At 60.0% G+C, this 14,527-nt stretch carries 18 protein-coding genes; 8 read left to right on the top strand and 10 right to left on the bottom strand.

The window, feature by feature from the left end:
• Positions 1–17: 17 nt before the first annotated feature.
• Positions 18–932: a 4-hydroxybenzoate octaprenyltransferase gene (gene ubiA, locus J5286_RS16850; RefSeq protein ID WP_209191368.1), complete on the top strand. Its 915-nt coding sequence runs from the start codon at positions 18–20 to the stop codon at positions 930–932.
• A gap of 53 nt (positions 933–985) precedes the next feature.
• Here ubiA and rpoH read toward each other — a convergent pair whose 3' ends face one another.
• Together rpoH and J5286_RS16840 are read right to left on the bottom strand one after the other, a co-directional pair.
• Positions 986–1,894, bottom strand: coding sequence for an RNA polymerase sigma factor RpoH (rpoH, locus tag J5286_RS16845; protein ID WP_018897070.1), 909 nt, complete (start codon positions 1,892–1,894; stop codon positions 986–988).
• A 162-nt stretch (positions 1,895–2,056) separates the two neighbouring features.
• The gene (locus tag J5286_RS16840; RefSeq protein WP_209191367.1) at positions 2,057–3,091 is read right to left on the bottom strand and encodes an RluA family pseudouridine synthase; all 1,035 of its coding nucleotides are present in this window, start codon (positions 3,089–3,091) and stop codon (positions 2,057–2,059) included.
• 43 nt (positions 3,092–3,134) lie between these two features.
• Between J5286_RS16840 and J5286_RS16835 the strand changes: the two genes are divergently transcribed.
• Together J5286_RS16835 and J5286_RS16830 are read left to right on the top strand one after the other, a co-directional pair.
• Positions 3,135–3,521 (top strand): hypothetical protein, encoded by a 387-nt coding sequence (locus J5286_RS16835; protein WP_018897072.1) that lies wholly within the window; start codon positions 3,135–3,137, stop codon positions 3,519–3,521.
• Between the two features lie 5 nt (positions 3,522–3,526).
• Positions 3,527–4,348 (top strand): TrmH family RNA methyltransferase, encoded by an 822-nt coding sequence (locus J5286_RS16830; RefSeq protein ID WP_209191366.1) that lies wholly within the window; start codon positions 3,527–3,529, stop codon positions 4,346–4,348.
• A 19-nt stretch (positions 4,349–4,367) separates the two neighbouring features.
• On the opposite strand, the gene J5286_RS16825 is transcribed toward J5286_RS16830, so the two are convergent.
• Together J5286_RS16825 and J5286_RS16820 are read right to left on the bottom strand one after the other, a co-directional pair.
• Positions 4,368–5,528, bottom strand: a complete 1,161-nt coding sequence (locus J5286_RS16825; RefSeq protein WP_209191365.1) for a coiled-coil domain-containing protein — start codon at positions 5,526–5,528, stop codon at positions 4,368–4,370.
• Positions 5,529–5,644: 116 nt separating this feature from the next.
• A complete protein-coding gene (locus tag J5286_RS16820; RefSeq protein WP_209191364.1) occupies positions 5,645–6,241 on the bottom strand; it encodes a DUF1134 domain-containing protein in 597 nt (198 codons plus the stop codon).
• 185 nt (positions 6,242–6,426) lie between these two features.
• Between J5286_RS16820 and chpT the strand changes: the two genes are divergently transcribed.
• Together chpT and J5286_RS16810 are read left to right on the top strand one after the other, a co-directional pair.
• On the top strand, positions 6,427–7,077 hold the full coding sequence (gene chpT, locus J5286_RS16815) for a histidine phosphotransferase ChpT (protein ID WP_026282744.1): 651 nt from the start codon (positions 6,427–6,429) through the stop codon (positions 7,075–7,077).
• Positions 7,078–7,204: 127 nt separating this feature from the next.
• Positions 7,205–7,567 (top strand): response regulator, encoded by a 363-nt coding sequence (locus J5286_RS16810; protein ID WP_018897077.1) that lies wholly within the window; start codon positions 7,205–7,207, stop codon positions 7,565–7,567.
• Positions 7,568–7,701: 134 nt separating this feature from the next.
• Here the strand turns inward: J5286_RS16810 and ctrA are convergent, their stop codons facing one another.
• Positions 7,702–8,403 carry a response regulator transcription factor CtrA gene (ctrA, locus tag J5286_RS16805; RefSeq protein WP_003542362.1) on the bottom strand — a complete coding sequence of 234 codons (702 nt, stop codon included), beginning with the start codon at positions 8,401–8,403 and terminating at the stop codon, positions 7,702–7,704.
• 440 nt (positions 8,404–8,843) lie between these two features.
• Between ctrA and J5286_RS16800 the strand changes: the two genes are divergently transcribed.
• Entirely contained in the window at positions 8,844–9,194 is a 351-nt protein-coding gene (locus tag J5286_RS16800) for a hypothetical protein (RefSeq protein WP_018897078.1), read from the top strand.
• A 111-nt stretch (positions 9,195–9,305) separates the two neighbouring features.
• Here the strand turns inward: J5286_RS16800 and J5286_RS16795 are convergent, their stop codons facing one another.
• Together J5286_RS16795 and sciP are read right to left on the bottom strand one after the other, a co-directional pair.
• On the bottom strand, positions 9,306–9,584 hold the full coding sequence (locus J5286_RS16795; protein ID WP_113008332.1) for a GNAT family N-acetyltransferase: 279 nt from the start codon (positions 9,582–9,584) through the stop codon (positions 9,306–9,308).
• 297 nt (positions 9,585–9,881) lie between these two features.
• Positions 9,882–10,157, bottom strand: a complete 276-nt coding sequence (gene sciP / locus J5286_RS16790) for a CtrA inhibitor SciP (RefSeq protein WP_007533628.1) — start codon at positions 10,155–10,157, stop codon at positions 9,882–9,884.
• A 398-nt stretch (positions 10,158–10,555) separates the two neighbouring features.
• On the opposite strand from sciP, the gene J5286_RS16785 reads away from it, so the two are divergent.
• A complete protein-coding gene (locus tag J5286_RS16785) occupies positions 10,556–11,293 on the top strand; it encodes a helix-turn-helix transcriptional regulator (protein WP_209191363.1) in 738 nt (245 codons plus the stop codon).
• A gap of 5 nt (positions 11,294–11,298) precedes the next feature.
• Here the strand turns inward: J5286_RS16785 and J5286_RS16780 are convergent, their stop codons facing one another.
• The 3 genes from J5286_RS16780 to J5286_RS16770 form a co-directional block, all read right to left on the bottom strand.
• Positions 11,299–12,336: a DUF2793 domain-containing protein gene (locus J5286_RS16780; protein WP_209191362.1), complete on the bottom strand. Its 1,038-nt coding sequence runs from the start codon at positions 12,334–12,336 to the stop codon at positions 11,299–11,301.
• Positions 12,337–12,462: 126 nt separating this feature from the next.
• Complete coding sequence (cysQ, locus tag J5286_RS16775; protein ID WP_209191454.1) at positions 12,463–13,245, bottom strand: 3'(2'),5'-bisphosphate nucleotidase CysQ; 783 nt, start codon at positions 13,243–13,245, stop codon at positions 12,463–12,465.
• A 49-nt stretch (positions 13,246–13,294) separates the two neighbouring features.
• The gene (locus J5286_RS16770; RefSeq protein WP_209215362.1) at positions 13,295–13,741 is read right to left on the bottom strand and encodes a hypothetical protein; all 447 of its coding nucleotides are present in this window, start codon (positions 13,739–13,741) and stop codon (positions 13,295–13,297) included.
• Here J5286_RS16770 and J5286_RS16765 point away from each other — a divergent pair.
• Positions 13,625–14,527, top strand: a complete 903-nt coding sequence (locus J5286_RS16765) for a branched-chain amino acid ABC transporter permease (RefSeq protein ID WP_209191360.1) — start codon at positions 13,625–13,627, stop codon at positions 14,525–14,527. The genes J5286_RS16770 and J5286_RS16765 overlap by 117 nt on opposite strands.

Here is a 14,527-nt window from a genome sequence, read left to right as displayed (position 1 = left end):
TTTGGAGTTTGGACAAGATGACCGCTGCAAGCCGCCCGGATTTGAGCGATATCAACCTCGACGACTGGGTGGAGCGCAGGGTTCCCAGAGCATGGCGACCCTACACGCGTCTGGCGCGGCTAGATCGTCCCGTGGGGATATGGCTCACGCTTTTCCCGTGCTGGGCGGCACTCATTCAGGCGTCGCACGGCTTTCCCGATATTCGGCAGCTGGTGATATTCTCGCTCGGCGCCCTGCTGATGAGAAGCGCCGGGTCCACCGTCAATGATATCGCCGATCGCAAGTTTGACGGCCATGTCGAGCGGACGCGCTTCCGGCCCCTGGCGAATGGCCAGCTTGGTATCCCGCAGGCACTGAGCTTTCTGGCGGTTGAGCTTGCGCTGGCGGCCTCGCTGCTGTTCTTCCTTTCGCCCTACACACGGCTTGTTGCGATCTGTGTCGTGCCGCTCGTCTTCATCTATCCCCTATGCAAGCGCTTCACACACTGGCCACAGGCCGTTCTTGGCGCGGCGTTCAACTGGGGCATGCTGATGGCCTGGGCCGAGGTCGCCGGGCACATCCCGCTTGGGGCCATCCTGATGTGGGGCGGGGCGATTGCATGGCAGATCGGCTACGACACGGTCTATGCCTATGTCGACGTCAAGGATGATACCCGGCTTGGGCTGAAATCGACGGCGATCCTGTTTGGCCGGCATGGCAAGGCGATCATTGGCGTCTTCTACGGTCTGGCCGTTGGCGCATGGGCGCTCGGCGGCTGGCTGCTCGGCATGTCGCTGCCCTATATGCTCGGAATTCTGGTGATTGCCGCCCATCTTGCGTGGCAGACCGGGCGGATCGACCTTGTTCGCCCGGAGGTGAATTATCGGCTGTTCCTGGCAAATATCCTGACGGGCTTGCTGCTGGCGGGCGCGGCGGTGCTGGGAACCCTGTAAACAAAAAGGGCGGGTCGTGAGACCCGCCCTTTGTATTTTGGGGATTGTTTCGCTTACGCCGTGGCTTCGACGACGCGGACGGCCTTGGCGCGGTCGAGCGCGTCCTTGCGGACAGCGTCCTGGACCTTTTCGAAGGCGCGGACCTCAATCTGGCGCACACGCTCGCGGCTGATGTCGAACTCGCTCGACAGATCTTCCAGCGTCACCGGATCTTCCGAGAGGCGGCGTGCCTCGAAGATGCGGCGTTCGCGGTCGTTCAGAACGCTCATCGCCTTGGCCAGCATGCGCCGGCGGGTGTCGAGTTCGTCCTGCTCGATCAGCACGTCTTCCTGGCTGTCATGATCGTCGACGAGCCAATCCTGCCACTGGCCGCTGTCGCCTTCCGACGCCTTGATCGGCGCGTTGAGCGAGGCGTCGCCGGACAGGCGACGGTTCATCGAGATCACTTCTTCCTCGGAGACGCGCAGCTTGGTTGCGATCTCTGCCACGTGTTCCGGCTTCAGGTCACCTTCGTCGATGGCCTGGATACGGCCCTTGAGGCGACGCAGATTGAAGAACAGACGCTTCTGGTTGGCGGTGGTGCCCATCTTCACGAGCGACCAGGACCGCAGGATATATTCCTGGATCGAGGCCTTGATCCACCACATGGCATAGGTTGCCAGGCGGAAACCGCGTTCCGGGTCGAACTTCTTGACGGCCTGCATCAGGCCTACATTGCCTTCCGACACGACTTCGCCGATCGGCAGACCGTAGCCGCGATAACCCATGGCGATCTTGGCGACGAGACGCAGGTGGCTGGTGACGAGACGATGCGCAGCCTCGCGGTCGCCGTGTTCGGAATACCGCTTTGCCAGCATGTATTCTTCCTGCGGCTCCAACATCGGGAACTTGCGGATTTCGTCGAGATAACGGTTGAGACCGGCTTCGCCGGCGGTAATGGACGGCAAACTGCTTCGGGCCATTCTTGCACCCTCCTATCTGAATTCCGATCCCCGCTTGGACGCGTCCCTGCGTCTTGAAGGCGAACCGGGAACGTGCGGCTTTGTCAAAGCCCGCACGAAGTCACTGTAGAGATAAGTGTGGCGAAACCGTAGTTCAAGGCTCAAGCCCGGTTCACGATGCCGTTACAGTTCGGCATTCCGCAAGGCGTCGACCAGCGCCACCATATCATCGGGCAGGGGGACCTCGAAGCGCATGAGTTCGCCGCTGCGCGGATGCTCGAACTGCAGCATATAGGCGTGCAGCGCCTGGCGACCGAAGCTGTTGACCGCTTTCTTGGCGGCATCCGGTAGGAGGTTGGCCTTGGTCTTGAAGCCTGCGCCATAGACGGTGTCGCCGAGGAGCGGGTGGCCGATATGGGCCATGTGGACGCGGATCTGGTGAGTGCGGCCGGTTTCTAGATGGCACTCGACGAGAGAGGCCAGCGACAGCGCATCCGGCGTCTCGTGGAAACGCTCGATCACCTCGTAATGGGTGATGGCCTCATCGGCATCGGCGGTGCCCGGGCGCTTGACCGCGCGGCGGGTGCGGTCGCCGGTGTCGCGGCCGAGCGGCGCGTCGATGCTGCCGGTCAATGTGCGCGGACGGCCCCAGACGACGGCCTGGTAGGCGCGCTCGATCGGCATGGTGCGGCCGTGGTCGGCGAACTGGGCGGAGAGGTGGCGGTGCGCGACGTCGTTCTTGGCGACGACCATGACGCCCGTCGTGTCCTTGTCGAGGCGGTGGACGATGCCGGGACGGCGCACGCCGCCGATGCCCGACAGGCTATCGCCGCAGTGATAGATCAGCGCGTTGACCAGCGTTCCCGTCCAGTTGCCGGCGGCCGGATGCACGACCATGCCGGATGGCTTGGAGATGACGATCAGGTCGTCGTCTTCATAGAGAATGTCGAGTGGGATATCCTCGCCCTTCGGCGTCGGGTCCTCGGGCTCGGGCAGGTTGATCTCGAAGACGTCGCCGGGGCGGACCTTCTTCTGCGGATCGGCGACGACTGATCCCTTCGACGTGACCTGGCCTTCCTTGATCAGCACCTTGATGCGGCTGCGGGAGAATTCCTCGCCGAGCTGAGCCGTCATCCACGCATCAAGCCGGCCTTCGGCATGTTCATCCGCCGTCAGGACTTTCATATTGCCGGCTGCTTGTTTAAAGGGGTCGCTCAAGAGGCTTCTTCTCCGAAGTATTTTATAGAATGGAACGCCATATATGACGAATGTCCAGCCAGAAGACGATCAGGAAGAAAAGCCCCTCGATCCGGCAATGGAAAATGTCCGACGCAAGATGATCCGCCTGCAGATCGTCTCCGGCTTCATCATGTTCGTGAGCCTTATGGCGGTCTTCGGCGCGGTTGTCTACAAGACGATGCGGGCGCCAGCGAAGGAGCCGGTCGCGATTACATCAGCCGGAATTCCGTCGGATGCGCCGGTTTCGGTGACGGCAAACCTGCCTGCCGGCTTCGTTCTCCAGTCCTCTTCGCTTTCGGGCGGCCAGATCATGTTCTTCGGCAAGACGGCCGAGGGCGTGGCCAAGGCGCTGGTGTTCGACATCAAGGCCGGAAGCATCATTGCCGACGTGACCGTCAACGGCGGCTGAGAACGATGGCCCCTCGGCTCATTGCGATCGACAATGCCGACGACCCTGGTATCGCCGAGTTTCGCGATATTCGCGAACGCGATCTGACCGGGCGGCATAACCGGTTTATCGCCGAGGGCACCGTCGTGCTGCGCATGCTGGCCGAGGCGCATAGGGCGGGCGGCGATTTCGCGGCCGAGAAGGTGCTCTTGCTGCGCAACCGTGTCGAGGGTGTCGCCGATATTCTCGAGCGACTGCCGGAGGGCGTTCCCGTCTACGTCGCGGAAGCGGATGTGCTCGACCGTATCGTCGGCTTCCATCTGCATCGCGGCGTGCTAGCGCTTGGGCGGCGGCAGCCACAGGGCGGGGCGCTGATCGATCGGTTGCCTCAGCGTTCGCTGGTGCTGGTCGGTTGCGGCATTTCCAATCACGACAATGCCGGCTCGATGTTCCGCAATGCGGCCGCCTTTGATGCCGATGCGATCTTCCTCGACGAGACCTCCTGCGATCCGCTCTATCGCAAGGCGATGCGCGTTTCAGTCGGATCGGTATTGAGCGTTCCCTATCAGCGCGGTGGTGATGCGGTTGAGCTGCTCACGCAATTGGCAGAGCGGGATTTCGCCATCTGGACGCTGTCGCCCCGTGGCGAGGTCGATATCCGCTCCATTCCGGCCTCGGAGCGCATGGCGCTGGTCGTGGGCACGGAAGGCGAGGGGTTGCCGCAGGCGGTGCTGTCGCGCTTCCGCAGCGCCCGCATTCCGCAATCGCCGGGGCTCGATAGCCTCAACGTCGCGACCGCAACCGGCATCGCGCTGTTTGCCATGTCTTCCACGGCCAAGCGTATCTGAAAACTCTTGGCGACCTACCTTAGCCGGGCTGCGACAGGATCGTGGCGGCGCGCTGGGCGAGGTCAATGCGCTCGCCTTCCTTCGTTTCCGCCGTCTCAGGCAGCAGCTCGCGGATCGGCGAGGACTTGCCTTCATTGATGGCGGTCAGGGCCACCATGTCGGCCGCGATGGTTGCGATCTCCTCGCGGATCGCGCCGTCGTTGGAGGTGTTCAGCCTGGCGGCGAGGATTTCCTCGGAAACGGCGGCGCTGCGGGCGCGCACTTCTTCGGCGAGGCGCGCTGCGACCGCGGCGGTGTCGAGTTCTGAGATCGGGGCTTCTTCCGGCACGGGCTTTTCCTGCGGCGGGATGAGAACGAGGGGAGCAAGGCCGGCCGAACGAAGCGCACGGTTTGCCTTGCGCATGTCGGCATTGGCGGCCTTCACCTGATCCTTGAGCTTGGTCAGGTCCTGCTGCCGGCGCGTCAGAAGCGCTTCCTTGTCGGCTAGGGCCGCCTTGTCGCGCTCGGCGCGGTCTTCCAGGCGCAGAACAGCGTGTTCCTGCTGCGTCAGCTTCTGTTCGGCATCCTTGGCGCGCTTCTGCAGCAGGCCGACGTCCTGGCGAAGCTCGTCGCGTTCGGTGCGCAGTCCGCTGTGCTTGAAATTGAGGTTCTCGAGCTCGGTCTCACGCGCGGCCATGTCGATCTTCAGATTGTCGGTCTGCTCGACGATCTTGTTCAGGCGGATGCGGAGAGCGTCGAGCTCGCCTTCCTTGGCGGCACTGGACTGTTCGGCGATATGCAGGCTGGTCTTCAGCTGGCTGATATAATTCTCGTCCTTGCGCAGATGCGAGCGCAGTTCGGCAGCCTCGACGCTCATGTCGGCGATCTGGGCCTGAAGCGCGCTGATCTCGGAGGCGAAGTGACCGGCGTCGCGGGCGATCTGGTCGTGCTTCAATTGCAGCGACATCGACTTTTCGCGTTCGCGAATCAGATCCTGCGTCGTGCGGGCGTTTTCGGCGGCATAAAGCGCGCGGACCATGTCCTTTTGCGCACGCACTTCCTGGGGGCTGAGCGGCATCGTCGCGCGCATGCGGTTTTCCGTATACCAGACGATACGGCGATGGACGGCCGGCGATACGAGGAAAACCAGGAACGCCGCGGCCAGAAAGCCCAATCCGAACAAGAGCGCGTATTCGATCACGGCGAGGCCACTGCTTCCAGAAGTTGATTTGCGTCAGCCAATGATTAAGCGGCCAACGCCGTTAGGGCAAGTGGCGGATGGGTCACGGCGACACAGAGTTCGCCGTGACGGCATTATCAGAAGGGGTTCCAGGTCGGATTTGGGGTAATCTTGAGGTAGCCGACGTTGAGGCCGAGGCGGGCGCCGACGCCTGTGCGGATCGGCACGACGAGAACGTTGTTGTTCTTGAGCAGCGTCATGCCGAAGCCGGCGATGACGAAGGCCTGGCCGCTGACGCCGCCGAAGCGGGCATAGATGGCATCGGTCGAGGGCAGGTCGTAGACCAGCATCATGACGCGCGTGCCCTGGCCACCGTAGTCGATGCCGAGCGAGGGACCCTGCCAGTAGAGCGGATGCTCGCCGGCGTTCTTGGTGTTCAACTGGCCTTCGCCATAGGTCAGGCCGGCGATGAAGGCGCCGGAGCCTTCCTGGCCGAGAATGTAGCCGTTCGGCAAGCCGTACTTCTGGAAGGCCGCCTCGACCGCCTTGGCAAGGCCGCCGCTGGTGGAGCCAAAGAAGGAGTGGCCTGCGTCGACGATTTCTTGAACCGAGTATTGATCACTCCTGGCTTGCTGAGCCGCGGCCTGCGTCGCGACGAGCATCAGGCACGAAATCGCGAGCAGTGATACCCGCCGGCAGTCGGCCAGGAATCTTCCTAGGATTGAGGGGCGCATGGTGTCATCCGTTCATCATGGTCGATACATGGTGCCGTTTCCGGCGTTTCTATCATTTTGCGCGGATGGTCTTAACAATCGGTTTACCAAATATGGTGTCATTATGGCGCCGAGTACGCTCGCAAACTTCGTGCAATGATGAAGCAATATGTGTGGCGGAATGAATCACCGCCTTCTTGGAGACAATGATGTCGAAGAATCCAAACCTTACCCTGACCGGCCCTGATCTGGCCGCGCTTCTCTGCAGCCGTGTTTGCCATGACGTCATCTCGCCCGTCGGCGCGATCAACAACGGCCTTGAACTGCTCGACGAGGGCGGCGCCGATGCAGACGCCATGGATCTTATCCGCACCAGCGCGCTGAACGCGTCGGTTCGTCTCAAATTCGCACGCCTTGCCTTCGGCGCTTCCGGCTCCGTCGGCGCTTCGATCGACACTGGCGAAGCCGAGCGCGCCGCCAAGGATTTCGCCGCCGCCGAGAAGAAGACCGAAGTGGTCTGGAACGGTCCGCGCGCGATCATCGCGAAGAACCGCGTCAAGCTGCTGCTGAACCTGTTCCTGGTTGCCTACTCGTCCATTCCGCGCGGTGGACAGATCGATATCACGCTTGAGAACCCGGAATTCGACGCGAAGTTCACGCTCGTCGCCAAGGGCAAGCTGATGCGCCTGCCGCCGAAGTTCGTGGAGATTTCGACGGGTGAGATCGAAGAAGCGATCGATGCCCACACGATCCAGCCCTATTACGCCGTGCTGCTCGCGGAAGAGTGCGGCATGAAGCTTGGCCACAGCGCCAGCGCCGAAGAGATCGTCTTCACCGCCGAAGTCATTCCGGCCTGATCTAAAACAGCGCCGGGATAGATTCCCGGCACATTGCTTGTATCGAAGTAATACTTCCTTAGCCGAATGTTTCTATCCTTGCCCGTGAAGATGCCCGCCGGGACAGAAGCTGGGCAATGGAGCAGCGATGCAAAGGTTCATGATCACCGATTCGTCGGACGTCGTTCGTAAAGTCGGGAAGCGGATTCTCTCTGAACTCGACTTCATGGTCAGTGAAGCCTCCAGCGCCAGCGAAGCATTGTCCCATTGCCAGGTGGAACTGCCTGATTACCTGATTGTCGATTCATCCATGGATGGCGCGCTTGATCTGATCGTGGCGGTTCGTGCCATGGAAGGCGGCAAGGAGGTCAAGATCTACTATTGCGTGATCGAGGCCGACCTGAAGAAACTGATGATGGGCAAGCGGGCAGGGGCCACGGATTTCCTGCTGAAGCCCTTCGATCGCAAGATCCTGACCGCGGTCTTCGGCAATCGCGCCATCGCAGCCTGATATTTCCATTCGATTCAATCGCAAAAGCCGCCTTCAGGGCGGCTTTTGTCGTTTCAGACTATTCACGGACACAAAAAATCCCGCCGTGAAGGCGGGATCTTAAGGATGATCGGCGTAGGGACCGAAATCGGATATCAGGCTGTTTCGGCGTATTCGGCACCGTCAGGCTCGCGCAGAACGTAGCCGCGGCCCCAGACGGTTTCGATGTAGTTTGCGCCGCCGGCAGCGTTTGCAAGCTTCTTGCGCAGCTTGCAGATGAAGACGTCGATGATCTTCAGTTCCGGCTCGTCCATGCCGCCGTAAAGGTGGTTCAGGAACATTTCCTTGGTGAGGGTGGTGCCCTTGCGGAGCGAAAGCAGCTCCAGCATCTGGTATTCCTTGCCCGTCAGGTGAACGCGCTGGCCACCGACTTCGACGGTCTTGGCGTCGAGGTTGACGATCAGTTCGCCGGTCATGATGACCGACTGGGCGTGACCCTTGGAACGACGGACGATCGCATGGATGCGAGCAACCAGTTCGTCCTTGTGGAAAGGCTTGGTCATGTAGTCGTCGGCGCCGAAGCCGAGACCGCGAACCTTGTCCTCGATGCCGGCCATGCCGGAGAGGATCAGGATCGGTGTTTTAACCTTGGACAGACGGAGAGTGCGGAGCACTTCATATCCGGACATGTCTGGAAGGTTGAGATCAAGAAGGATGATATCATAATCATACAACTTGCCGAGATCGACGCCTTCTTCACCAAGATCGGTGGTGTAGACGTTGAAACTTTCTGACTTGAGCATCAGTTCGATGCTCTGCGCTGTCGCGCTGTCATCTTCGATGAGTAGTACCCGCATTCTTATCCCCTTTACCGCCGCCGAAAGGTGGTCTGGCCCCTACGCGATACAGAAATGTCACTGCGTGATTTGGAAGCTGCCACGAAATGGTTAACAAATTCTGATTCACTCTGGCAAGAGGTAATCAATTTATTAAATATTTTGTCCATTCCGCTGTTTTCCAACGAGAATCCGCAAGGCCTTATCCTCAACTGTTACATTAAGAAAGGCCGGCAAGCGATTCATTCGACTCACCAATGAAACGGACCGGAAATCGCGTAGTTGTGTTTACCGACCCTTAAATCATCGGCACTATCATTAACGATGCCCGTAAACGAAAGGTTACCAGCGGTAGGTTTTTGTTAACGCCGAGGGAAATTTTTTGGGCAAGTCGCATGACAGCGGCAGCTAATGGGCGGTTTCAAGTGAAGCCGGGGTCTCGCATCACTGGAGTAATGCGTATGAAGTCGCGTGAGAGCCTAGTTCGTCTGAAAGAGTTTCAGGTGAACGAAAAGCGTCGTCAGCTGCAGCAGTTGCAGATGATGATGTCTGAATTTGACCGTATGACGAAGGATCTGGAGAGCCAGATCGTCGTCGAGGAAAAGAAGTCCGGCATTTCCGACCCGAATCACTTCGCCTATCCCACCTTCGCGAAGGCAGCACGCCAGCGCGCGGACAATCTTCAGGTTTCGATCAAGGAACTGAGGATGCAGGAAGAGGCCTTGGAGCAGACGCTCGAAGAGATGCAGGCGGAATATGCACGCGCTGCCGCGCTCGAAGAGCGCGACGGGGCGGTTCGGGCACGAGCCTAAGCCAGGATGATCGATGCCTTCGGGCATCTGGGGTGTCATCTCATAAAAGCCATGCATGACGGGCGTGCTGTCCGTCATACATGGCTTTTGGCGTTTCTCGACTTCAGAAGATCAGTTGATGACGTCGCGCCATTCTTCATGGCGAAGCGCCTGCGCCTTGAAGAAGGGGCAGAGCGGGATGATCTTCCAGCCACCGGTTCTGGCGGCTTCGACCGCATGCAGCGCCAGCGCCTGGCCGACGCCCTTGCCGCGCAGCGCATCCGGCACGCCGGTATGATCGATGATGATGAGTGTCGGCGATGTGCGGGAATAGGTCATTTCGGCCTGATGGCCTTCGAGCTCGGCGACGTAGCGGCCGCCCGATGCGTTTTCTTCGTTGGTGATCTTCATCCCGACTGCCTTCCTTTCGATTGCGTTGAAGCAAACGTGCCATGGCGCCGGCGCAAAGCAAAGGCCGCTCACGGTGACGGATTGTTCGATGAAAGGGGAGGTGGCTGACAGGATTGTCGAGCCTTGCTCGCGCAGCCGTTGTCCGAGTGGTCTTTGTGGACGCTGGCCGCGCTTCAGAGCGTCGGTTCAGTTCGGCAATAAAATAAAAGCCGGAAAGCAGCAAAAGCTTCGGGCCGGCTTCACATCCTGCGATGTGCGGTCGGCCCGAACTGAAATGGAATCAACTTCAATAATTAATCAATGGCGATACTGCTGGATGCGCGTGGTGCGCAGGCCGGCAAGACCATGGCTGTTGATGGATGACTGCCAGGAGAGAAACTCCTCGACGGTCAGGGTATAGCGTTCGCAAGCTTCTTCCAAGCTCAACAGGCCACCGCGCACAGCTGCGACAACCTCTGCCTTACGGCGAATTACCCAGCGCCGAGTATTCGGCGGCGGCAAATCCGCAATCGTCAGCGGGCTGCCATCGGGGCCGATGACATATTTCACTCGGGGACGTATCATTTCGGTCATTGGACTCTCTACACAACTCAAGACCACGAGAGCCACTCTAGCTTGTCACATTTAAAAATTGCCTAAACGCGTCGTAAGACTTTGATAATAAATTTAACCGCGTCGCATGATGGCGCTGGCGCGCGCCTCGCGCACGGCTTCCCTTGCGTAAATTTGTCATAAGTGCATGGGAGCCATGCACAATGAATATTAGTTGTCTGATGTCAGTCAAACTATAAGCCTCCCCAGGGGCAGATAGAACGTCGCGCGTCGTCGCGATTGTTGTTTCTGCGTGCGTTGGGAATAGAATATCAGGCTTCGCATAACGTCGAAGCGGCCATTTTTTCTTTTCCTATACTTTGATTGTTGCTGCCAGAAGAGCGTTTTCAGGCAAGTTTAGCCTTTGAAGGACGAAATCGATGCGGAATGAAGAACGTGCCGTTCAAGACGGCGCGGCCAATATTGCTTTTTTATCGCCAGAAAAATCCAGTCCATCGCCAGCCGATCCCAAGGAACGCCTCGCGCGTCTGGCGAAGGCGGCGGGTTTCAACCACTATTTGTTCGCGGGTTTTCCCCGCGGCGACAATGGCGGCTTTGCGGGAAATCACATTTTCAGCAACTGGCCTGACAGCCTCGTTGCCGCCTATGACGAAGACGACCTGTTTCACAATAGTGCGCTTGTTTCGGAGCTCAGGAAATCGAGCCTACCGGTTTCGTTTGGTGTCGGTGCCTTTGAAAGCAGCGTGACCAACCCGAAGAACGGGCGGATCACCGGGCTGTTTCGCGAGCTCGGATTTCGCCGGACATTTGCTTTCGTGCTGCATGACGCCGATCGCCAGCCTTATATTTTCGCGTTTTCGGGCGCGCGGGCGGACCTTTCGCGCGAAGAGGCGATGGCGCATGTGTTCAGCGCCATGGAATTCCTCGACGTCTATGCGCGCCTGCAGGTGACCGAACAGCCGCTGGAGAATTTGACCAGCCGCGAGATCGAATGCCTGCGCTGGTCGGCGGCGGGCAAGAGCAGCGACGAGATCGCCATCATACTCGAGCTCTCGCCGCACACCGTTGTCGGATATCTGAAGAGCGCGATGCGCAAGCTCGATTCCGTCAATCGGATGCAGGCGGTTGCCCGGGCCTTCCGCTACCGCCTGCTGTAGCTCGTTCAGAGCATGACGGCGCAGAGTTCGGTCTTCGCCGGTCCAAATTCGTATTGCGCCGTGCCGCTGTGAAGCAATGCGAGCCAGTCGCCTTGGTTCAGCCAGGCGATCGTCGTTGCGTTCTGCCGCGTTGGTGATGTCGAGGCGGGTCCGCCGGCGCTGGCGACGACCGTGGCGCCGTTGACCTCGATCGCCACATCGTGGCCTGATGAGGTGAGGGTGCTCAGAGAGAGCGACAGCAGGTAGAAGCTGTCGGCAGGGACGATCAGCCGCCTGCCGGTACCTGATGGTACGGCGGCGCCAAGTTCGAAGCCGCCTTGTTCTGCGTGGATATCCGTAAAGCCGGTGCGGCTTGCCGGTGGCAGGGAGGTGATACCTGCAGCGGGCGATGCCCGCATGATCGGCCGCGAGGGCATGCGCACCACGCCATCCGGCGCCACGACGAGCGCCGTCGACCAATCATTGCCATCGCCGCTGACCTTGATCGAAAACGCATCGCTTCCGGCAAGCCCCATCTCGGCGCGGCCCGACCAGTTCGTCTGAAAGAGCAGCGTGCCTGTTTGAGACGGATCGGCCTTGTTGATCTTCAGCTGATGACCCTGGCCTGCATGGGTGAAGAGGCTTGCTTCGGAGGCGACCGCCAGCCGGTTGATCGCGTCGGCCGTCGTGTTGACGCCGATCATCGGAAGCGCGCCATCCGCATCGAGGGAGATGACGTTCCAGTTAGCGCCGTCGAATGCGCGGAGCTGACGGGTATCGAGAAAGAAGGCGCGCCAGCCGGGGTTTGGCGAGAGATAGGCCCATGCACCGTCCTGCCAGGCGGAAATGAGCCCGTGCCGGCCGAGCCACGCGCCCTCGGGATCGGCGCCGACGAGGTAGCGGTTGCCTTCACCCGGTGTTTCGGGCGGTGCCTGGCGTTCGGCGATGATCGTCAGCTGGACCACGGCGTCGAGGCGCTGTAGCGCTTCGTTATGCGGCACCTGCTTCTGCGCCTGGGAGGGCAGGATGTAGGGCAAGGCGAGGTTGTTGGTCTGGTCCGACACGATCGAGCTCCGGTGTTCGCGGCAGGTTTCACTGCCGCAAATCGTAGGGGCGCGTCGGGAAGGGGGGACAGCGCGCGGGGCCGGGCGCTGTTTTCACAGGGATATTCGCGAGAAACGTCCCCGCGCTCAAAGCCGGGGGGCGTTGCCCCAGGAGATGAAATCGGGGTTGGCGAAATCCGCGTCGTGGGCCTGCCGGGTCTTGCCGTAGGTGAGGGGGCGACCGTCGAGGGTCACGGTGCAGCCTCCGGCCGCGCGCAGGATGGCGTCGCCGGCCGCGGTGTCCCACTCCATGGTGCGGGTAAAGCGCGGATAGACGTCCGCTTCTCCTTCCGCGAGAAGACAGAATTTCAGCGACGAGCCGATGTTCTTGCACTCCGAGATGGCCTGCTCGGCCAGGAAGCGTGCCGTCTGCGGGCTGTTATGCGACCGGCTGGCGAGTGCGGTGCGTTCGGCTTTGGCGAGGCGAACATTGATCGGCAACCGCTTTTCGACACGGAAGTCCGGGCCGATATGCAACTTCTCGGCCGTGCCGCTCTCGCCGAGAAAGGCAACGCCCAGCGCGGGCGCGAAGACGATGCCGGCGGCCGGGTGGCCATCGACGATGAAGGCGATGTTGACGGTGAATTCCGGCCGCTTGTCGACGAATTCGCGCGTGCCATCCAGGGGATCGACCAGAAAGAACGACGAGCCGACCGCCGGCACGATGCCGGCCGCGACTGATTCTTCGGCGATGACGGGGATATCGGGGAAATCACGATAGAGATGCGCCAGAATGATCCGCTCGGCCTGCTCGTCGGCGATCGTCACCGGGCTGTTGTCGGCCTTGCTGGCCGCCGTGCAGCCTGCGCGGTACACATCCATGATCGCCTTGCCAGCCTCAAGGGCGGCACGTTCAAACGTCTCGAGCATCGCGGGTCTGTTCGATCCCTTCTCCATCATGCTTCTCATATAGTCGTTTTCACGCTTCATTGCACGGCTCGTCCGCCGTCGCAAAAGGACGCAGGTGTGCTTTGACGATTTTCCATCCATCGGCGAAGGCTAAAGATCCCGGGGAAAAGTGAATTTGCGGTGAAAAGTGGCGTGAGAGGCCGGATTGTGTTGAAAAAATCAACTTTATGGATGCCAAAAAGTCATTTTCACCAAAACGGTAAAGAACTTTGGAGCTTTGTAATTTTGCGCTTCCCTTTTGCCTTGAAAGCAGTATGAAATCTTTAATCAAGGGCTCAACAAGGGCTCTAATAACAAGAGACGCAGGCTTTTCACGGTTCTGTGTCCAGGGGAAAGACATATGGAATATTTTGTCCAGCAGCTCATTAATGGGCTGACTCTTGGATCCATCTATGGCCTTGTGGCTATCGGCTATACGATGGTTTACGGCATCATCGGCATGATCAACTTCGCTCACGGCGATATTTTCATGATCGGTGGCTTCGCCGCCCTTATCGTCTTTCTCGTCCTCACATCGATTTTTGCTGGTTTGCCGGTCGCGGTTCTGCTGCTGCTGATGCTGCTTATCGCGATGCTGATGACGAGTTTGTGGAATTGGACGATCGAGCGCGTCGCTTATCGCCCGCTGCGCGGTTCGTTCCGCCTGGCGCCGCTGATCACAGCGATCGGCATGTCGATCACGCTGTCGAACTTCATCCAGGTGACGCAGGGTCCGCGCAACAAGCCGATCCCGCCGCTGATCAGCAGCGTCTATAACATTGGTGGCGTCACCGTCTCGCTGAAGCAGATCGTGATCATTATTATCACCGCCGTGCTGCTCACCGTCTTCTGGTATCTCGTCAATCACACGGCGCTTGGCCGCGCGCAGCGCGCCACCGAGCAGGACCGCAAGATGGCGGCGCTGCTGGGCGTCAACGTCGACCAGACGATCTCGGTGACCTTCATCATGGGCGCCGCACTCGCTGCCGTCGCAGGCACGATGTACCTGATGTACTACGGCGTGGTGAACTTCAACGACGGCTTCGTGCCTGGCGTTAAAGCGTTCACGGCGGCCGTTCTCGGCGGTATCGGTTCGCTTCCGGGCGCCGTTCTCGGTGGTCTGATGATCGGCCTCATCGAAAGCCTGTGGTCGGCCTACTTCACCATCGCCTACAAGGATGTGGCGACCTTCGCCATCCTCGCTTTCGTGCTGATCTTCAAGCCGACAGGTATCCTGGGCCGGCCGGAAGTCGAGAAGGTTTAA

Origin of the sequence: Rhizobium sp. 16-488-2b (assembly GCF_017741815.1) — a bacterium.
Lineage (GTDB): Bacteria > Pseudomonadota > Alphaproteobacteria > Rhizobiales > Rhizobiaceae > Rhizobium.
The sequence above is the reverse complement of the archived record's forward strand: the minus strand, read 5'-3'. Positions and strand labels throughout refer to the sequence as shown.